This is a genomic window from Parabacteroides sp. FAFU027, assembly GCF_022808675.1.
Lineage (GTDB): Bacteria > Bacteroidota > Bacteroidia > Bacteroidales > UBA7332 > CAXXIC01.
In genome coordinates, this window is record NZ_JAKZKV010000011.1 from 63,079 (window position 1) to 83,525 (window position 20,447).

Consider the following 20,447-nt stretch of genomic DNA (forward strand, 5'->3'; position numbering starts at 1 on the left):
AGAAATAAATAAGGTCATATGAAATACGGATTCATAAAAGTAGCAGCAGCAATTCCCGCTGTAAAAGTAGCCGATTGCCGTCTTAACCAGGAAGCAATTGACCGTTTATTGAAAGATGCTTTTGAACAACAGGTCGAAATCGTCTGCTTTCCCGAACTCAGCCTGACTGCATACACATGCGGAGACCTGTTTCATCAGCAGCTTCTTGTAGAAGAGGCTGAGAAAGAGCTGGACAAACTTCTGAAAGAAAATGTGGCAATCAGCACGGTCGGGATTATTGGCCTGCCTGTAAAGCTTGGAAACCAGCTTTTCAACTCTGCCGTTGTTTTTCAGAATGGGAAAATACTGGCGGTAATTCCGAAAACCTACCTGCCAAACTACAACGAGTTCTACGAAAAACGGTGGTTTGCATCTGCTCTTGATACGGATGCCAAAGAGGTCATCCTTTGCGGACAGAAGGTACCTTTTGGAACTGACGTTTTGCTGAAATACCAGAATACAACTTTCGGTATTGAGCTTTGTGAAGACCTTTGGGTAGCAGTCCCACCAAGTAGCCGACATGCTGTAAATGGCGCCCAACTGATATTTAACCTCTCTGCCAGTGATGAAAATATTGGCAAACACGATTATCTGAAATCTTTGGTAACCCAGCAATCGGCACGTTGTATTGCCGGATATGTCTATGCTTCAAGTGGTTTTGGCGAATCGACCACCGACCTGGTCTTTGCCGGAAACGCTCTTATTGCAGAGAATGGCTCCATGATTGCCTCTTCCAAACGCTTTTCTTTTGACGAGCAGCTTGTCATCAGCGAAATAGATATAGAAAAACTATCAAACGACCGGCAGAAAAACAGCGCTTTTCAGTTAGGTAAGCGTCAGATTGACTCACCCGATTATCGTATCGTAGAGTGTGATTCTCTCCACCATTTTACCTTTAGTTTGACCAGAAATATCTCCCCTTTCCCATTTATTCCGGTTGGCAAGGAACTGGACGAGCGCTGCGGAGAAATATTCAATATTCAGGTGAGTGGGTTAGCTACGCGATTGGTTCATACCGGATGTAAGACAGTGGTAATTGGTATCTCTGGTGGATTGGATTCAACTTTGGCCCTATTGGTTTGTGTTAAGACTTTTGACAAACTGAATATTCCCCGCGAAAATATACTTGGAATCACAATGCCCGGTTTTGGAACAACTGGTCGAACCTACAACAATGCCGTTCATTTAATTAAGACTTTAGGAGTTACGCTGAAAGAGATAAATATCAAACCGGCCTGTGAACAACACTTTCAGGATATCGGACACTCTGCTGATATCCACGATGTAACTTATGAAAATACACAGGCTCGCGAACGCACTCAAATTCTGATGAACATTGCCAATAAGCACAACGGCATGGTACTTGGTACCGGTGATTTATCTGAACTGGCTTTGGGTTGGGCGACATACAACGGCGACCACATGTCAATGTATGGGGTAAATGCCGGAATCCCCAAAACATTGGTTCGTTACCTGGTTAAATATGTCGCAGATTCGCAGGTACAATCTTATGCCCAGAATACGCTTTACGACATTCTGGATACCCCTGTTAGCCCGGAACTATTACCTACAGATGAAAAGGGCGAAATAGCTCAAAAAACGGAGGATTTGGTAGGACCTTATGAGCTGCATGATTTCTTCTTGTATTATACCGTTCGTTTCGGCTTCCGGCCATCAAAGATTTACTATCTGGCAAAATATTCATTTGGTGGAAAATATACTGATGAGATCATACTAAAATGGCTCAAAACCTTTTTCAGACGATTCTTCAATCAACAATTTAAACGCTCTTGTCTGCCAGATGGGCCTAAGGTCGGTTCTATCAACCTATCTCCTCGCGGTGACTGGCGTATGCCGAGCGATGCCTCTTCACGAATGTGGCTGGAGGAGATTGATATTCTGTAACAAAAAATGCAGGATTTCCGGCTATCGGGATCCTGCATTTTTCGATATACTCAATCCTTCTTTATCTGAAGTTTATTCCAATACCAACACTAGCGACAGAATACTTTTGCAAGGTATATTGCGCATTAATAGCTAACACAGCCAACATTTTCAACCGGAAACCGGCTGTCAATCCGGGCATCGTTTCCTGTTTAGTCAGATTAAATGGATTATCCCGGTTCTCCCATTCTACTTTGTTTGAAGAATTAAGTCCTTTGTAAATTGGATAAACTCCATTCAGGGAAATCTTATAGTCCGTCTTGGTAATACCCATACCTATGTAAGGGGTGAAAAACATTAACTTCTTTGAAATTATAAGATTGGCCATTAAGGCACTTGCGGAAATTCCAAAACCCTGCCTGCTATACCCCAAATCATCTCTTACCCCATCAGCCAGATATGCAGGGTCATCAACCAGTTTCTCTGGAGTTATGACGGCAGATTCCGGAAATTTGTAATTCAGGTCTAACTTGGTATATCCGACCATCACTGACGCATCAAATGGCAGAAGTTTTACTCCGGGAATCCATTGTTTTACATCATGCTTCAGTCCTGCCCCCCAAAGCTTTCCGCTAAATCCATTATAATTCAACTCAGGAGTATATCGGAAAGAAACATCGTTGCCCTTGGGCAACCCAATAGTAAATTGAAGGTTTACTGCCGGTAGAATATTAGATACTCCGCCCGGTGTGTTTAATGTTACAACAGGCCTACCATTAATGGTTTGAGTTGATCTAAATGTTTGGCCATTTTTCTCTTTACCTACAAACGTTGGCATCGTTCCACTAGTTGGAGTCAGATATTCAAGATTTGAAAAAGAAAAAGTCTGTGCAGATGAAGGCGTCTGTATAATACCCACACTCGCAGTAAGGTCAAATCCCAATGTTTTATGAGTAGCTGCAGTATTATACCAGTTAGAACCTAAGCCGGTGGCAAAAGCAGTTCCGGCCGGCGCCATATAACCATCCAACAGCTTCGAAACATCACCTCCGGCTTTAAATATATTCGTAATATCATCCTGGGCATTAACACGCAGAGAAAAGAACAATAATGAGGGGAAAAGTAACAAGAGGAACAATCTGGTTTTCATAATAGCATCATTATAAGATTATAAATTGAAAAACTAGTTCACGTTGTAAAGATAAGATATATTAGTATGAAAAAAAAGAAGTCGCTATTCTCACGAACAACGACTTCCGTTAACCCTTTTAATTATAGTCTGAAGATCAATTAAACCCTTCTCAAATTGATCAACATATTATTAAGAAAAGACCTTGTGATTTATAACATTGAGTGTGCTATTTATTTCTTTAGTGCAAAGTAAGTTGTAATTCTACTGAATTCTGTCCAGCTTCTTTTATTCGGACAAGATTGTGTTTATGATTTAGACAAACGCAATTCTGATTAGAGTAATCAGAAAAAGTGCCAGACCTCATTAACAAAACCACGAATCCAACCTACCCAAAAGTATACAATAGCAAAATCAGCCGATTAAACATCAATATATATCACTATATATCAACAAAATAGACACAAAAAGACTGTTAAGAAAAACAAGTGTAATCTTTCAATTTATAAATACCACCCGTGTCCAACTTTATCAATTCGGACAAAAATAGAACACCCTATACGTTCTTATTTAGATTAACCTGTCTGAATTCTGAAGGGGTACAACCGGTTTCTTTTTTAAATGCAGAATAAAATACAGAGCGTGATTTAAATCCGGATTCCTGAATAAGGAAATCAATCTTGTATTTCTCAACGTTCTGTTCGTTCATTAAATCAATCGCATATTTAATCCTGTATGAATTGACAAAATCATAGAAATTCATACCGATTTGTTGATTTAGCGCAGCACTCATGGGGTGAATCAAAATTCCGGTTTGTTCGGAAAGTAGTTTAATATTTAGTTCAGGATTAAGATATGGCTTATGCACTTCGAAGAAACATAGCAATCTTTCCGCTATGTTGGATAACTGAGGATCCGGCGCTTTTGTACTCAAACTTCTTCCGTTATTTTTCAATTTATCGTCAATCTCATTTTTGAGACTTAAGACTTCCCGAACTTTTGGAGTAAATAAAATGGGGGAAGACAGGGTTTTAAATACAAGAAAAAGATAAATGCAATTCAATCCTATCGGTAGAAAAAAGAGGAAATAATCCAGCTTTTGAAAATAAATAATAGGAGGAAATATTGTCACAAACAGAACGAGGGCAATTGTAATCAGTCCCTGTAACCAAAAGACAGAAATTTTCTGTATATCCGAAAAAAGATTCTTCACCTCAAGATTGTATTTCTTCAGTTTTATATACGAAAGAGTTACATATACCACACATTGCAGGGCAAGCATAAGATTTACCAGATTAAACTGCCATGGCAATATTCTCTTCGAGTTCTCAATTACAAACAAGAATTCATCTTTCGGGAGGAAAAGCATAGGTGTAATCACCATTAGGCTGATCATTAACGGTATAAGATGAATAGCATCTTTCTGCTGAGGCTTATACATTACTCCGGTCATCAACAAAACATAAAGATAAAAAGCCGGTGACCAAAGCATATTCAGGCTAAAAGTAAGAATCAGGGCTATAGGGAACTTTCCCACAAGGTCGTAGTAAAGCAGGGTATTAAACAAAATTGCCACTGCTGGTATAAAAACGAGTAGTGACAACACCATATTCTGAATACCCAAAGGACGCTTCAGTATAAGGATTATCCCCAGGATGGTCAGGTTAACGATCGTGAATTCATTGATTAATAGAACGATATTCATATTTTATCAGTTTCTGTATTTTTACTGAGTTGAGTAATATATTCTGTTGGAGTCTGGTTTAATTGCCTCTTAAATGCACCATAAAAAGCGGCCCTGCTATTAAATCCAGACATAAAAGCAATATCCTCGATGCTAAAAGACTTCTTATCAGACTCTGCCAGAAGGCGTTTAGCTTCTTCTATTCTAAAGCTATTTACGTAATTGAAAAAGTTTTTTCCAGATCTTGCATTAATCGACAAGGATAATTTATGGGTACAAACTTTCAATCTATCCGCGAGACTGCTTAATGAGATATCGGGATCAAGAAAAAGCTTCTCATCTATCATAATTCGCTGTAGTTCAACGTAGACAGCATCTAATACTTCAGGGGAGACCCCAACTTGAGGATTTAACAGATCAGATGCCTTTTTGTCCTTAACAATGCAATTCGGAATAGTTTCAGGTAGTTTATCTTCTATTGGAACAAAAATATCCGGTTCCTGAAACATCTTGTAAAATACAAAGCAAAAAATCAATACCCCTTTGAATGGCACATACAGCCCATTAACTATATTATGATTGAAAATAAGATAAAGTGGAAGCTGAATGAGAAAAAGGCCAAACAACAATAGTGTAAAATGGTAAACAAAGAACAAACGGCGCCTTTCCTGATCAGTAGCATGTTTGCAGTTTGATACAATCTGTTTGCTCTTCAAAAAAGCATCCAATAAATAGAAGAACTGCAATACTGCTACAGATGCAGAAGATATAATATAAACATAAGACTTCCAGCCGTTATCAATCCCTTGAATACAGGCAATCTGTTCATTCGGTTTCATAAAGAAGACAAAATGAACACTTAATAGAATATCGAAAATGATCAATAATACCGAAATGGGAAATAAAAAACGGTGCCGCCACCTCCAGTCTCCTGTTGCTATCCTTACATACGCATAAATAAATGGAGCATAAATGGTAACCAAAGCCTGTGCGGGATAGAGTAGGAATCGCTCGATATGAAAATAACCGGAAACTTCAAAAATATTGCGCAGATAATACATCACCGGTATTATTAATATCAGCGATAAAAGACGGTTGGGTAAGAATTTACCTGACTTCACAAATAGAATAAAAGCTACAAGGAATAGGTTTAGTACCGCCAGAATATTTACAAAAAGCGCAAGGGTCATGAATTTATTACCTACTTTTTCAGGTATGTCTCTTCAGTTAACACAAATGTATAATTTTTCCAAGACAATACAGCTTAAACCTTTTCTAATTTTCAGTCAGGAGTTATATTATTGATAAGAATGGTGGAATTAAACGGCACGGGCATGACTGCTTTATACAATCATGCCCGTTTATTAGCCCTTGGAAATCAAGTAGCAAATGCTCTGAAATCGATCAGTTACTTATTTTTGATTAAGGAGATGAATTCTTCTCTTGTTTTTGCCTGATTAAATATTCCTGTAAAATCTGAGGTTGTAGTAATTGAGTGTTGCTTTTCTACGCCACGCATCTGCATACACATGTGCTGGGCTTCAATAACAACCATCACACCAAGCGGATTCAACGTATCCTGAATGCAGTTCTTAATCTGGGTGGTCAGACGCTCCTGGATTTGCAGGCGACGTGAAAAGATATCGACAACGCGCGCCACTTTGCTTAACCCCGTGATATAATGGTTAGGTATGTAAGCAACATGAGCCTTACCAAAGAATGGCAACATATGGTGCTCACACATCGAATAGAAATCAATATCCTTGACAATCACCATCTGACGGTAATCTTCACGGAACATGGCACTTTTAATCACGCTCTGTGGATCGATATGGTATCCCTGAGTCAGAAACTGCATGGCTTTGGCCACGCGGCTTGGAGTTTTGAGAAGGCCTTCACGTTCGACATCTTCACCTAAAAGTTCAATAATGCGGCTGTAACATTTTGCTAATTCTTCGGTCTTCTTTTCGTCAACCGGATATCTGTTTTGAGGAATGTCCATTTCGATGGTTATTTGTTTTGATGAAATATGAGGATAAAAAGTCCGACAAGATTAATGATAGATCTTGATATCGTCTTTTACTATGTAAGTCTCTTTGCCAAAATGAGGATAAGCCTCTTTAATCTTGCGCATGGTTTCATACGCCTCTTCGTAAGAACGGAAATTTCCTACGCGTAAACGCCAGAACGGTGATTTGAATGTGATATAGGTTTCGATATCTGAGAAATCCCGTTTGATGGTTGCCTCCCGCTGAAATGCTTCGCGTTTGGAGACGTTTTGATTGTTTCCCGAATAAATCTGCACCCTGAAGCCTTTTCCTACCGTAAAAGAGGTTCTGGCAATCGTACCGGTCTTCTTTTTACCGATCAGATTCAATATCCGGCTATCCTGATAAATTTTCACTTTTCCCTTTCCAATCTCATCCTCTTCCAGCGATTGGATGATGGTTGGAACAGAGTCATTTTGCATTTTCAAGGCAAACGCACTCACTTGCATCACGATGAAAAGCAGAAAAACAATCTTTCTCATTGAAATAAGTTTATGTAAACAACACAACCTTGCTACGCTTTGTTTAAAAAAAGGAAAACACGGTGCCAACGTATGGACACCGTGTTTCAGATATATAATCCTAGTTATTAATTCCAGGCTTCGATGATAGGCAGGAAGTTAGCAACCGCCAATGAAGCGCCTCCAATCAAACCACCGTCAACATCTGGGTTAGCGAACAATTCTTTCGCGTTAGAAGCGTTACAGCTACCACCGTAAAGGATTGTAGTGTTGTCAGCCACTTCAGCACCGTATTTAGCAGCAACTACTGAACGGATGTAAGCATGGATTTCCTGAGCTTGCTCAGCAGTAGCAGTTTTACCTGTACCGATAGCCCAAACTGGTTCGTATGCCAAAACGATTTTACCGAAATCTTCAGCAGAAAGGTTGAACAAAGACTCTTCGATTTGAGCTTTTACCACTTCGTTTTGTTTGCCAGCTTCTCTTTCTTCCAAAACCTCACCGATACAGAAGATAGGAGTCAAACCGTTAGCCAAAGCCAACAAAGTTTTTTCTTTCAGGATTTCTGAAGTTTCGCCATAGTAAGCACGACGCTCAGAGTGACCCAGGATAACATATTTAGCGCCGGTAGAAGCTACCATAGCAGCAGAAATTTCGCCGGTGTAAGCACCAGAAGCTTTGTCTGCACAGTTTTGAGCAGCAACGCCTACTACTGAATCAACAGAAGCAACAACGCTTGCGATGTGAGTAGCAGGTACACCTACAACTACATCACAGTTGATAGTTTTACCAGCCAAAGCAGCGTTCAATTCTTTTGCCAACTCTACGCCTTCCTGAAGCGTTTTGTTCATCTTCCAGTTTCCTGCAACGATTTTTTTTCTCATAATAAATTAAATGTTAGTGTTTATGTTATGAATCTAATTCTTTATAGTCTGCGGGATTCTCGTGCGGATCATGCACAACTTCCTCTTTCTTTTTTGCCTTGTTTTTGAAGCTAAAGAAACGCTTAACGGCATCAATCATAGCCATCACTGTTTTTTCAAATGCCAGCAGCAATGCCAGTATCAACCCGTAACCGATAAAGGCCTTCCAGATGATCGATACATTCGGGTCGGTTTCTTTCAGGACAGTTCCGTTATTGACTTTCGTGATATATTCCGACATCGCTTTTTCATCCGGAATATCTCCTGAATTCCATTTTCCAACTACTGTTCCATTTTTCAGCAGTACCATGCCCGGATTAGCCCGGATAATGGTCTTCAGTGCTGTTTCATCAGTAAGGGTGAATGGATATTCCGCTCCGGTTGCATTGATCCAGTTTTCTATCTCCGAATTAACCGAAGAGGTCATGCAGTAGAATTTGTATCCTTTATCCTGAGAATAGTCGTAGATGTTATTGATTTGGTCAATATGCGCATCGACTGCTTTCTCAAGCTTCGGAGAAATCAACAGAAAAGTAAATGAAGTATCTTGCAAAACCACATCAGTAATATCTTCACCGGTAGTTTTATCAAGGAGTGAGAAATCATGAATCGGCGGCTCATAGCCTTTTGTCTTCAATACAGACTTTTGTTCCACAAAATGCCAGGTAGTATCGTTAGCCGGATAGTTTTGTAGGGTAAACTCTTTCTTCTCCCCGCCTTTCTGGTAAATGAACGTAGTCTCATAAACATCAGCTGCTGCTCCAGCCGGAATTTCCATTCCTTTCTGTATGTTGGTTCCTAATTTATAGGGAAGGAAATCTATGATAGGCAAATGGAAATAACAGTGCAAAACCACCGCTACACCAAATACAAAAGTAATCAACGAAGGCAACCAGTGGAAATGTTCGTGATAGAGATAGGGGATATTCTGCCGGTAGTAGAAATAGAAAAGCGTAAAAGCCATCAGGACGATATTCTTACCGAAGGTCTGCCAGTTTGTCAGCTTCACCGCGTCACCAAAACAGCCGCAATCGCTTACCGGATTCCCCAACGCCAGATAAAGCGTGAGCAGTGTCATAAATGACATGAATATCAGCACATACCAGGAAGTATGGCGGGGGCTTAACGCAAGTAGAACATTTACCCCAAGAAGAAACTCCACACAGGCCAGCAAAATAGCAAATACCAATGCATTGGGCACCAGAAAACCAAGGTGCATGGCCTCAAAGTAATCCTGGAATTTGATTGAAGTTCCCACGGGGTCTATCATCTTGACAAATCCCGAGAATATGAAAGTCGCTCCGATGATGAGGCGGCTGACAAGCAATAATATCTTAGTTAGCCGTTCCATCTTCTTCGCCGAATTCAAGTTTGATTAATCCGAAAAGTGAGTAGTTGACCATATCCATGTAGTTCGCGTCGATACCTTCCGATACCAGCGTCTGGCCGCAATTGTCTTCGATTTGCTTGGTACGGTGGATTTTCATCAGGATGAGGTCGGTATAGGAACTGATACGCATGCTACGCCACGCTTCGTCGTAGTCGTGGTTCTTTTTGTACATTAACTCTTTGGTCTGAGTCATGTAGTTGTCATACAAGCCCAACGCTTCCTGTTCAGTAATGTCACAACTGTCGGCAAAGCCCAAAGCCAGCTGGATAATGCCGATAATTCCGTAATTGACAATGCCGATAAACTCCGAACGAATGCCTTCGTCGATCTGCGAAACACCTTTGATCTCGATGCTGCGGATACGGTTTGCCTTGATATATATCTGATCGGTAATGGATTGCGGACGCATGATTCGCCATGCGGGACCGTAGTCTTTGAGTTTTTTCTCAAAAAGGGAACGGCATATCACGATGACGTGCTCAAATTGCTGTACGGTATCTTTCATATTATGAGGAGTATTTAAGACCCTAAAAAACGTCGCAAAGGTAATAAATTTCAGGCATATAGGAAATAAAGAGCCAAAAGCTGGGCAATAAGGAAGCTTTTTGACTTAATTAGATCTGTTATGCGGAATTACAATAATCGAAGACAATAGGTCTCACCATATCAGACGAAAGCCTTTCGCCTTATAAGGCAACACACCTTCGCCTTCTAAGGCAACAGTGCTTCGCCTTAACGAGCAACACCCCGTTGCCATATAAGGCACCTCATCAATGCCCAAAAAACAGATAAGTCAACAAGATAGCCGCCACAATACCTGCCAGGTCAGTCAGCAGGCCTACACCTACGGCATAACGGGTATTCTTCACCCCTACACTACCGAAATAGACCGCCAGAATATAGAAGGTCGTATCAGCCGCACCCTGAATCACTGAAACCATACGGCCAATGATGCTGTCGGGGCCAAACGTCTTGATGGCATCGACCATCATCCCGCGGGCGCCACTTCCGCTCAACGGTTTCATCAGTGCCGTAGGAAGTGCATCTACAAACTGGGAATTTACCCCGATGGTATCAAATCCCATTTTGATGGCAGTAATCATCATTCCCATTGCGCCTGATGCACGAAACATACCCACAGCCACCAGAATAGCCACCAGATACGGGATAATCATCACCGCAGTCTGGAAACCCTCTTTAGCGCCTTCAATAAAGGAGTTATAGACGTTGACCTTCTTGCGCATACCCGCCACCAGAAAACCCACAATGATACTCAACAGGGCAAAGCTCGCTCCGAAATTGGAGTAAAGGGAAATTTTCTCCTGTGGCAAATGGGAAAAGAACCAGATAATGGTAGCCACAATAGCCGTCAGTCCGCCCAGATAGGCGAGAATAACTTTATCCAGAATATTAATGCGCTGCAAGATAGCTACCGACAGAATACCGATAATGGTAGAGAAAAAAGTAGCCAAAAGAATAGGCAGAAAGACATCCGAAGCGTTCGCTGCACCCATCTGTGCACGAAGTACCATGATACTGACCGGTACCAGTGTCAGCCCCGAAGTATTCAGTACCAGAAACATGATCATTGGATTGGATGCAGTCTCTTTATCCTTATTCAGCTCCTGCATCTCTTTCATTGCTTTCAACCCAAGTGGAGTTGCCGCATTTCCCAAACCTAAAAGGTTTGCTGAAACATTCATAAATATGGATCCGATGGCTGGATGTTCTTTCGGGATGTCCGGGAAAAGACGAACAAAAAGTGGGCTGATCAGTTTTGAGAAGAACTTAATAAGACCGCCATGTTCGCCAATCTTCATCAATCCCATCCAAAGCGACAAGGCACCGGTCAATCCAAGCGAAACCTCAAACGCTGTCTTCGATGTATCAAACGTGGAGAGCATCACTTCGTAAAAGGCATTCAGGTCACCCCATACAAGGGCTTTAATCAGTGCCACCACAAAGGCAATCAGGATAAACGCGATGAAGATATAATTCAATGCCATAGACTGTATCTTGTGTAGTTACTATTCTGGAAAATGGTTTATTAACAAACGAAAGGCAAAGATAGAAACTTTGTTTATACTATTTCCCTGAATCATAGTCCAGAAAACAAAAAAAGCCGCAGGTCATGCGGCTTTTGATGATATTATGAGCTTAGGATCAGAATCCGACCTGAAGCTGTCCGAGAACGGCATTTTCAGATCTCACACCCACTGCGTTGTTGTCTTTATATACGTAGTGTAACTGGAAACGGCTTCTTTTGTAGAAGTTCCATTGCATACCGATTTGGTAGTTGGTAAATTTCTTACCGTTTACATCCACGTTTTTGTTGTAGAAATCATACTCAGCAATCACATCTATTTTAGGGCAAACATGTCCGTTGAGCAAAGCATAATAACCTTCACGGTTGATGTGAGCGTCTGTTCCGTGTACATACTCAGCACGTCCGTAAACGTATTTAGTCGTAATCTCACCACCTAAGCTCCAACGATTGCGCAGGTGGTCAACAGCTTTGGCATCACCCAGCTCAGCAACGTTTTTGTAGTTCGCTTTACCTGCATACAATGAACCACCAACTTTAAGGTATGACAATGGGTTAAACATCAAAGTACCTACAAAGTCTTTGTGACGGTTGTTGTCCATATTATTTACACCGTTTCCGTTGAAAATACCCAATTGATAATCAACCAGATTTCTTTTCTGATAGGAAAGGAAACTACCCCCAATCTGAATACCGCAATCACGTCCTGCCATATTCCCAGCACCCAAAACGTCCGTAGAACCACCAACCAGGTTATTAATCGCCTGAGAATTGGTTACATTCTCCAAAACGGATTGAGAAATGGCATTTTCAATAGAGAAGGGAAGTTTCATCTGACCCACTTTCAGTTTCAGGAATGTTTTTGGTGCATATTCCATCCAGTATTCCACCAATGCAGGAGTCGGTCCAAGGTTTGACTGAATCTGGAAAGTGATGTTATCAGTCAGTTTACCTTCAATAAAGGAAATGATACGCTTTACACCATAGCTTTGTCTTTGAGGTAAGGTATCTGAGTAAGAATAGCCGATATGTGCGTAACCAAATACTTTTACCTTATCCAACAGGTAAAGTGATTTTGCCGGAGTTGCTTTCTTTTCAACAGCAATCAAAGAGTCAGCCTCTTTGGCAGTGATTACATTCTTTTTAGCGAGAAGCTTCAATACATTCTCCGATGTTTGCTGCGCATTGGCGGCAAAAACAGAAATAATCAGAAGTAAAAATGCGTAAACGATTTTCCTCATACTTGAATTTGGGTTTTAATGTTTAGAATTCGTGTTTGAAAAGATTCCACCGGCCTTTCTTTTTGCAAGTATTTCAGATGTAATATCTGCATAACTCTCCAAAAACGAGGCGCAAAGGTAGCTATTTTTTCAATATCAGAAAAACAACCCTTAAACGCCGGACTATCCGAAAGAGTTTAGTACTTTCGCAGCAAAGCTATTAAACCAATGAAAACATCAGACGTAAAAAAAGAACTGCAATCCGTTGCCAACCCTGAAAAAGCACTGTTGCTTCAGGGATTTTTCAAGACAGGTGAAGGTGAATACGGTGAAGGCGATCTCTTTCTGGGAATCACCGTTCCACAGCAGCGAGTCATCGCAAAGAATTATAAAGAACTGCCTTTGCCAGAAATAGAAATCCTGCTCCACGAATCTTATCATGAATGCCGGTTAACTGCCCTGATTATTTTGGTCAACCGCTTCAAGAAAACAAAAGACGAAACTGGTCGGAAAGAGATTGTCGATTTGTATCTGAGGAATATCGCCTATATCAATAACTGGGACCTGGTCGATTCGTCGGCTTGTTATATACTGGGCGAATATCTGCTGGACAAAGACCGCACATTGATTTATCGCCTGGCCGAAAGTGATTCGATGTGGGAACAGCGCATCGCTGTACTCACCACATTTACCTTTATCCGTAACGATGATTTTGCCGACAACCTGCTTCTGGCCGAGAAGCTCCTCAATCACAAGCATGACCTCATGCACAAGGCCATCGGCTGGATGCTTCGTGAAGTTGGCAAACGCAATAAATCGGTATTGGTGGATTTCCTGATGCAATATTCCACGCAGATGCCACGTGCAATGCTGCGTTACGCTATCGAGAAGTTTCCGGAAGAGGAACGACAGTATTTCCTGAAGAGAAAGTAAGAGCCTACTGTTCCAGACTATTATTGAATTCGGTTTCAAAACAAAGGATTGCCCGATTTCGTTATTATCATACAACCATGCTTTTTCAAACGGTGAAAAGCTTACAACTCCTAAACCCATGAAAACGAAGCAATCTTACCACTACCTGATGTTAAGCCTGCTACTTGGCTTCTTTAGCCTTGAAACACGCGCTCAGGACGCACCTTCTCCGATAGAATCACCGGAACAGGCATTGATTAAACTACAAGAAGAGAAATCTGTTAATGAAAAGCAGATCCGCGACCTGAAGAACGAACAGGAAAGCTTAATCAGTGAACTAAAAAGAATTAAACTGGATCAGAAACAAGCCAAAAATGACCTCAAATTACTGAAGTCAAAAAACGCAGTGATAAAAGGCGATCAGAAAAGAGTCAAAGACACCCGCAAACTCCTGAAAAACAAGGAAAAGAGCAATATTCTGAATGAATCAAACGAACCATCTCTCTATGAACAGAAACTTTCGGTTGAGCAAGAATTACTGAAAGTGAAGGAAAGGGAGGGCCAGAACAATGAACTGATTGAAAAGAAAAAGTCTGAAAGCAACATCCTGAAACAGAAAGTCGAGGTTAACAATCACAAGATGCAACGCGTTAATAATGACATAAAAACGGCCAAAGCCAAACAAAAAGAGCTGAAACTGAAAGAAAAGCAACTCAAGGCCATGAAATCCGGAAAATCGTAAATAAAAGGAAACTGGTTTACGAAAAAGAGCGGAACTCTGATGAATTCCGCTCTTTCTGTGTGGAGCTGCGGGGAGTCGAACCCCGGTCCAAACGAGGAAGCAATATGCTTTCTACATGCTTATCTTCGCCTTCATTTTCGTGAACGGGCAAGACCGAAGCCACCAACCCGAACCTTATCCCCTTAAATTTCGCATCAGCCCGGGGAGAGCTTTCAGCTAGTTCCGATTTTTCTGCACCACCGGTTCGGATTGCTTCGGAGCCACAGCGTCCGGGTGATGTCACGTCCTGGCACCTGGTGCCGGGATTAAGCTTAATCTACTATGATTCGATTATGCAGCGAGAGCTACGTTATTTTCGCCAGTTAAATTTTTGATGTCCGGGATTATAGAGCCAGCCATCCACGCTCTGCATGCTTACACACCTCTTCTACCCGCTGTCAAATCCAGACAGCCCCATTTACATTTTAGGTTCTAAGTAGTAAGTTGTACGTTTACTTCTTTCCTTATACAAAGGTAAGCATAAAACGCTTCGCTTATCACTTAAAACCTAAAACTTATAATGCTTGAACTTATTTCGCGAAGCTTACCGCACGTGTTTCACGGATTACGGTGATCTTCACCTGACCCGGATAGGTCATTTCATCCTGGATACGTTTAGCGATTTCGTTTGACAAGCTTTCTGTTTCTTTATCGTCAATCTTATCCGCACCCACGATTACGCGCAATTCGCGTCCTGCCTGGATAGCGTAGGTTTTCAATACACCCGGATAAGAAAGAGCCAGTTGCTCAAGATCATTCAGACGCTTGATATAGGCTTCTACGATCTCACGTCGAGCACCAGGACGAGCACCTGAGATAGCATCACAAACCTGTACAATCGGAGCCAGCAAGCTGGTCATCTCCACTTCATCGTGGTGAGCACCAATCGCGTTGCAGATATCCGGTTTCTCTTTGTATTTCTCAGCCAGCTTCATACCGAGCAATGCGTGTGGCAATTCCGGTTCGTCATCAGGTACTTTACCTATATCATGTAAAAGACCGGCACGTTTCGCTTTCTTCACATTCAGGCCTAATTCAGCAGCCATGATCGCACACAGGTTAGCAGTCTCGCGGGAGTGTTGCAGCAAGTTCTGACCGTAAGAAGAACGGTATTTCATTTTACCTACCATACGGATCAATTCAGGGTGTAATCCGTGGATACCCAGGTCAATAGTCGTACGTTTACCGGTTTCGATAATCTCCTCTTCCACCTGTTTGCGTACTTTTGCTACCACCTCTTCGATACGGGCCGGGTGGATACGTCCGTCTGTTACCAGTTGGTGAAGTGCCAGACGCGCAATCTCACGGCGAACCGGGTCAAAACCTGAAAGCACAATTGCTTCCGGAGTATCATCCACGATGATTTCCACACCGGTAGCAGCCTCCAGGGCACGGATATTACGTCCTTCACGACCGATGATACGGCCTTTGATTTCATCTGATTCAATGTGGAATACAGTAACCGCATTTTCAATGGCCGTTTCAGTGGCTACGCGTTGAATCGATTGGATTACAATACGTTTAGCCTCTTTGTTAGCAGTCATTTTAGCTTCATCCATGATTTCATTGATGTACGAAGCGGCAGCTGTTTTAGCTTCTTCCTTCAAAGATTCAACCAGTTTATCTTTCGCCTCTTCAGCCGAAAGACCAGAGATAGACTCCAGACGTTCAATCTCTTCGCGGTACATTTTATCGACTTCCTGCTGTTTCTTGTCAACAACAGCCAGTTGATTCTCAAGCGATTCCTTCAGTGTTTCAGCTTCTGAAGTTTTCTTTTGCAATTCATCCTGTTTCTGATTAATCTGTGTTTCACGCTGTTTCAGTTTACTTTCAACAGACTGAATTTTAGCGTTACGTGCCGTAACCTGTTTTTCCAGATCGGCTTTCAGATTGATGAACTTCTCCTTTACTTCAAGCAATTTATTCTTCTTGATCACTTCTGCTTCTTTTCTGGCTTCTTCCAGAATCCCCTCGAAGCGTGTCTTGAAGATAAATTTCGTGCTAATCCAGGTAGCGACACCACCCACGATTAAGCATGCAATTCCTATCAATAATTCAAGCATTTGAGTATTAGGTATTTAATTGTTATAAAAAAAGCACTATCACTTCAGGTAAAGAATTACCCAAAATGTAGTGCAGGTACAATATCTCGGTTATAAAATCTACTTATCTCAGGAAAGATTCCAGGTCTGTATTTAGATCCTGGATTTTCTCAAGTAGAGGTTCAATACTTTTATCTTCGTTCAGTTTCACGTATTCATACGCAAACTGGAGGGCAACAAAAGAAAGAAAGTCTTTCACATCCAATTTATTATCATCAAAATGCCCCTGGTATTGCGACAGTTTGCTCTCCAGGAGTTTCGCGGCGAGTCTCATATTTTGCTCCTCTTCACGCTCTATGCGCAGAGGGTACTCCTTACCCGCCAGATTCAGTTTGATGGTCATTTTATCGTCCATATGCATCTTATTCGTTTAGTAATGCGATGCATTTATCGATTTCCCGCACTAATTTGGTATATCTGGCCTTTGCATTTCTGCGTTCTTCCTCGCTCATGGCGATACCTTGTGCCAGCTTCAGGTTGTCATATCTGGAAAGAAGCTCTTTGTATGAACTTTCTACCACCAGAAACTCCTCGTCCTTTTGCGCAACAGTGCGCTTGAGCAAGGCGTTTTCTTCTCTCAACGATTCGCAGAGAAGCATGAGTTGCCTTACCCGGGCTTCGAAATTATTCAGCAGTTTTTTTTGTTCATCAGTCATTCTGATCCGGATTCAACACACAAAAATAGACAAATGATTGTAATACAAAAAGATTTAAAGAACGAATTTAAAATTATCGTTCTATTTTAACTACTCCACCAATAATCCATCAGCTACATTTCGGCAAATCTCACCCCCTTGTAACTCTTTTACAATGGCGAGTCCGAATTCGACAGCACTGATAATTCCTTTGGAAGTAATTACCTTGCCGGCAAAGACCGTATTTTTATCTGATATAGTTGCACCAACCAGTTTATCCTCAAATCCGGGATAACAGATGGCTTCCTTACCTTTCAACAGCCCTAATCCTCCAAATACCAGCGGTGCAGCACAAATGGCCCCCAGATATTTACCTGACTCATCATAAGACTGGATAAGTTTTTTCAGGCCCGAGTGACTATTCAGGTTATTGGAACCGGGCATTCCACCGGGTAAGATCAGCATTGATCCATCCTCGTATGAGGTATCTTCAAAAAGTTTTTCGGCTAAAACCTTGATTCCGTGTGCACCTGTCACCTCTTTCTTGCCTGTGATGGAAACAATATCAACGATTAGCTGACCTCGTCGCAAAACATCAATAATAGTAATAGCTTCAGTTTCTTCAAATCCTTCTGCCAGAAAAACATAGCATTTTTTCATTGTGCATTGATTTATTAAGGTTGATAGTCCACCCCAAACGGGGATTTATTTATATAAAAGGATTAATCAGCGGGTTAGGCGATAAACGTAAGTAATCGTACCCATCTGATTTTCATTGGAATCAATATTATTGAAGTGAGTCTGCAATGCCGCCCGTCTTGCCGCCTGACGCATGGAAGAGCTGGCAATTGAAGAATGGGCTATATCAATATCGGCTGAAATAACTTTTCCTTCAGGGGTAACAACGATTTCAACCTCAATCTTACCTTCTACCTGTTCGCTATAACTGGGACGTGACAAAACCCCGCTTACACTTCTCCCTGATAACGAATAAGAAACAGAAGAACCGTTCCCTCCGATTCCGGACACCGCACCTTTGGTTGAATTTCCGTTAGGGCTTCCCATGAAACCTTTACCTGACGCTGCTGTCCCGCTGCTACCGGCATTACCTCCGCTACCAAAAGCACCGCTCATCTTCTTATTAATCTCATTAATCTTTTGCTGCTTAACAGCTTGCTGGCGTTGTAGTTCGGCCTGGCGTGCCCTTTCCTGTTCACGAAGACGATTTTCCTCCTGCTGTTTGAGTAAATCCATCTGACGTTGCTCTTGCTGCTTTTTCTTTTGCTCAAGCATTTCAGTTGACTCTTCGTTATTTTGGGTCAATACGGGAGCAGATTGCGCTTTTATTGCCGGACGTGGTGATGAAACATCCACCGCTTCCTGCGCCTGAGGTTTTATTTCGCCGGGTGCAAATCTGCCACTTGCCTGCTCTACATTTCCCAGCATCACCTCAATCCCCTCATTTTCTTTGGGTTGAATAATATGAGATAGACCAAAACACCACATCAGGGCAAAGATGACCAGGTGCAGAAACATGGAACCTAAAGCTCCGTATAACCTTGTTTGTTTTTCTTCCATACGTAAATCAGCGAGAGATTAACGCAAACACTCTTTGTATTTCTGAATAGTAGTCTTCAGACCCAGATATAGTGCATCAGCAATCAATGCATGACCAATTGAGACCTCTTCTGTCCAGGGGATATTTTTGTAAAACCAGTTCAGGTTTTCAAGGCTCAAATCGTGACCGGCATTCAGGCCTAAACCCAGCTTTCGTGCCATTTTTGCAGCCTCTACAAAAGGTGCAATCGCTTCATCCTTGTTTTTAGGATACATCGTTGCATAGGGCTCGGTATAAAGTTCGATACGGTCAGTTCCGATTTTAGCGGCATGTTCCACCATATTCACATCCGGATCCACAAAAATGGATGTACGGATTCCAGCTGATTTGAAACGATCAATCACTTCCACCAGAAAATCATAGTTTTTCTCGGTATCCCAACCGTGATTGGAGGTAATCTGATCCGGAGCATCCGGTACCAGGGTCACCTGCGCAGGCTTCACCTTCAATACCAAATCAACAAATTCTTTGCAGGGGTAACCTTCAATGTTGAATTCCGTCTTAATAACCGGTCTTAAAGCGTGAACATCCGCATAACGGATATGACGCTCATCGGGGCGTGGGTGTACAGTAATTCCGTCAGCGCCAAACGCTTCACAATCAATGGCTACCTTTACGACATCGGGCACATTTCCTCCGCGGGAATTTCTTAATGTTGCTATTTTGTTGATGTTTACACTCAGTTTTGTCATCAGGGCGAACTGTTTTCTTGGATAATATACAAATGTCGGATTTTTTCTTTCTAATTATTTAGAAATACCGAATCTTTTTTTAAACTTTGTGGAAGTAAGAAAAATGAGATTTTCTTCCGCCTGTTTATACCATGCAAAATTAATAGAATTGTACCAATTACGATGAATCTGACCAAAGAATTACTGACAAAAGAAATCCCGTTTCTGAGTCCAACCGACACGGGAGAGACTACTCTGGCGTTGATGGAAGAGTACAAGGTTAATCATCTTCCTCTTGTTGATAACGGAAAATATCTTTGTCTGGTATCCGAGAGAGACGCCTATCGTATGGAATCGCTTGATGCCCAACTGGGTAAAGCATGGTACTTCTCCCCTGCAGTGAAACTATCGGGACATTTGCTGGAAGCATTGGAACGGATGGCTTCCAACCATCTGTCATTAATCCCTGTGGTGGGTGAAAACAACGAATATCTGGGTGTAATCACGCAGTCCAAACTTCTGGAAGCGCTTTCTATGGTCTTAGGTACAAGCAAACCGGGCGCCATATTGGTTGTCGAGCTTTCCGAACAGGATTATTCGATTAGCGAAATCGCACGACTGGTGGAAAACAACAATGCCCACATCGTCAATCTGAGCTCCTTTCCTTCTCCTTCCGGCAATATTTACGTAGCCTTTAAGGTAAATGTGGAAGATGCCGATGCAATTGCCCGCAGCCTTGAACGTTTTCACTACAAACTTGTTTTAACGTACATGACACAGGGTGTCGTCGATGAAGTGGCTCAAAAGCGATTGCAGGAGCTCTTTTACTACATCAACATGTAACCACCCATTTGTTTTTAAGATATAAACCTGAATATTTACAGAGGGTGCCTTTTTATGAAGGCT

At 41.8% G+C, this 20,447-nt stretch carries 20 protein-coding genes and 1 other RNA gene; 4 read left to right on the plus strand and 17 right to left on the minus strand.

What is annotated here, in order from left to right; translation table 11 throughout:
* The first annotated feature begins 18 nt into the window (after positions 1-18).
* Positions 19-1,944, plus strand: a complete 1,926-nt coding sequence (locus tag MLE17_RS15145) for an NAD(+) synthase (RefSeq protein WP_243349557.1) — start codon at positions 19-21, stop codon at positions 1,942-1,944.
* A 61-nt stretch (positions 1,945-2,005) separates the two neighbouring features.
* Here the strand turns inward: MLE17_RS15145 and MLE17_RS15150 are convergent, their stop codons facing one another.
* From MLE17_RS15150 to MLE17_RS15195, 10 genes are all read right to left on the minus strand, one after another.
* The gene (locus MLE17_RS15150; RefSeq protein ID WP_243349558.1) at positions 2,006-3,073 is read right to left on the minus strand and encodes a DUF6588 family protein; all 1,068 of its coding nucleotides are present in this window, start codon (positions 3,071-3,073) and stop codon (positions 2,006-2,008) included.
* 535 nt (positions 3,074-3,608) lie between these two features.
* Positions 3,609-4,757 (minus strand): helix-turn-helix domain-containing protein, encoded by a 1,149-nt coding sequence (locus tag MLE17_RS15155; protein WP_243349559.1) that lies wholly within the window; start codon positions 4,755-4,757, stop codon positions 3,609-3,611.
* Complete coding sequence (locus MLE17_RS15160) at positions 4,754-5,926, minus strand: helix-turn-helix domain-containing protein (RefSeq protein WP_243349560.1); 1,173 nt, start codon at positions 5,924-5,926, stop codon at positions 4,754-4,756. Before MLE17_RS15160 ends, MLE17_RS15155 begins: the two co-directional genes overlap by 4 nt.
* Positions 5,927-6,144: 218 nt before the next feature.
* A complete protein-coding gene (gene folE, locus MLE17_RS15165) occupies positions 6,145-6,738 on the minus strand; it encodes a GTP cyclohydrolase I FolE (protein WP_243349561.1) in 594 nt (197 codons plus the stop codon).
* A 51-nt stretch (positions 6,739-6,789) separates the two neighbouring features.
* Positions 6,790-7,266, minus strand: a complete 477-nt coding sequence (locus MLE17_RS15170; protein WP_243349562.1) for an SPOR domain-containing protein — start codon at positions 7,264-7,266, stop codon at positions 6,790-6,792.
* A gap of 107 nt (positions 7,267-7,373) precedes the next feature.
* A complete protein-coding gene (gene tpiA / locus MLE17_RS15175; protein ID WP_243349563.1) occupies positions 7,374-8,129 on the minus strand; it encodes a triose-phosphate isomerase in 756 nt (251 codons plus the stop codon).
* Positions 8,130-8,154: 25 nt separating this feature from the next.
* Positions 8,155-9,519 (minus strand): BT_3928 family protein, encoded by a 1,365-nt coding sequence (locus tag MLE17_RS15180; RefSeq protein WP_243349564.1) that lies wholly within the window; start codon positions 9,517-9,519, stop codon positions 8,155-8,157.
* Entirely contained in the window at positions 9,503-10,063 is a 561-nt protein-coding gene (locus MLE17_RS15185; RefSeq protein ID WP_243349565.1) for a DUF1599 domain-containing protein, read from the minus strand. The genes MLE17_RS15180 and MLE17_RS15185 overlap by 17 nt, the downstream gene beginning before the upstream one ends.
* A gap of 265 nt (positions 10,064-10,328) precedes the next feature.
* Positions 10,329-11,564 (minus strand): nucleoside recognition domain-containing protein, encoded by a 1,236-nt coding sequence (locus MLE17_RS15190; RefSeq protein ID WP_243349566.1) that lies wholly within the window; start codon positions 11,562-11,564, stop codon positions 10,329-10,331.
* 157 nt (positions 11,565-11,721) lie between these two features.
* Positions 11,722-12,843: a porin gene (locus MLE17_RS15195; RefSeq protein WP_243349567.1), complete on the minus strand. Its 1,122-nt coding sequence runs from the start codon at positions 12,841-12,843 to the stop codon at positions 11,722-11,724.
* A gap of 207 nt (positions 12,844-13,050) precedes the next feature.
* Here MLE17_RS15195 and MLE17_RS15200 point away from each other — a divergent pair, with 207 nt between their 5' ends.
* The gene (locus MLE17_RS15200) at positions 13,051-13,755 is read left to right on the plus strand and encodes a DNA alkylation repair protein (RefSeq protein ID WP_243349568.1); all 705 of its coding nucleotides are present in this window, start codon (positions 13,051-13,053) and stop codon (positions 13,753-13,755) included.
* A 118-nt stretch (positions 13,756-13,873) separates the two neighbouring features.
* Complete coding sequence (locus tag MLE17_RS15205; protein ID WP_243349569.1) at positions 13,874-14,476, plus strand: hypothetical protein; 603 nt, start codon at positions 13,874-13,876, stop codon at positions 14,474-14,476.
* 57 nt (positions 14,477-14,533) lie between these two features.
* On the opposite strand, the gene ssrA is transcribed toward MLE17_RS15205, so the two are convergent.
* The 7 genes from ssrA to MLE17_RS15240 form a co-directional block, all read right to left on the minus strand.
* Positions 14,534-14,931: a transfer-messenger RNA gene (gene ssrA, locus MLE17_RS15210) on the minus strand.
* A 114-nt stretch (positions 14,932-15,045) separates the two neighbouring features.
* Positions 15,046-16,578, minus strand: coding sequence for a ribonuclease Y (gene rny / locus MLE17_RS15215; protein WP_243349570.1), 1,533 nt, complete (start codon positions 16,576-16,578; stop codon positions 15,046-15,048).
* Between the two features lie 103 nt (positions 16,579-16,681).
* Complete coding sequence (locus tag MLE17_RS15220) at positions 16,682-16,972, minus strand: cell division protein ZapA (protein ID WP_243349571.1); 291 nt, start codon at positions 16,970-16,972, stop codon at positions 16,682-16,684.
* Between the two features lie 7 nt (positions 16,973-16,979).
* The gene (locus MLE17_RS15225; protein ID WP_243349572.1) at positions 16,980-17,273 is read right to left on the minus strand and encodes a hypothetical protein; all 294 of its coding nucleotides are present in this window, start codon (positions 17,271-17,273) and stop codon (positions 16,980-16,982) included.
* A gap of 90 nt (positions 17,274-17,363) precedes the next feature.
* Positions 17,364-17,912, minus strand: coding sequence for a DJ-1 family glyoxalase III (locus tag MLE17_RS15230; protein ID WP_243349573.1), 549 nt, complete (start codon positions 17,910-17,912; stop codon positions 17,364-17,366).
* 66 nt (positions 17,913-17,978) lie between these two features.
* Positions 17,979-18,830 carry a hypothetical protein gene (locus MLE17_RS15235; protein WP_243349574.1) on the minus strand — a complete coding sequence of 284 codons (852 nt, stop codon included), beginning with the start codon at positions 18,828-18,830 and terminating at the stop codon, positions 17,979-17,981.
* Between the two features lie 18 nt (positions 18,831-18,848).
* Positions 18,849-19,562 (minus strand): pyridoxine 5'-phosphate synthase, encoded by a 714-nt coding sequence (locus tag MLE17_RS15240; protein WP_243349575.1) that lies wholly within the window; start codon positions 19,560-19,562, stop codon positions 18,849-18,851.
* Between the two features lie 162 nt (positions 19,563-19,724).
* Here MLE17_RS15240 and MLE17_RS15245 point away from each other — a divergent pair, with 162 nt between their 5' ends.
* A complete protein-coding gene (locus MLE17_RS15245; RefSeq protein ID WP_243349576.1) occupies positions 19,725-20,384 on the plus strand; it encodes a CBS domain-containing protein in 660 nt (219 codons plus the stop codon).
* Positions 20,385-20,447: the final 63 nt, after the last annotated feature.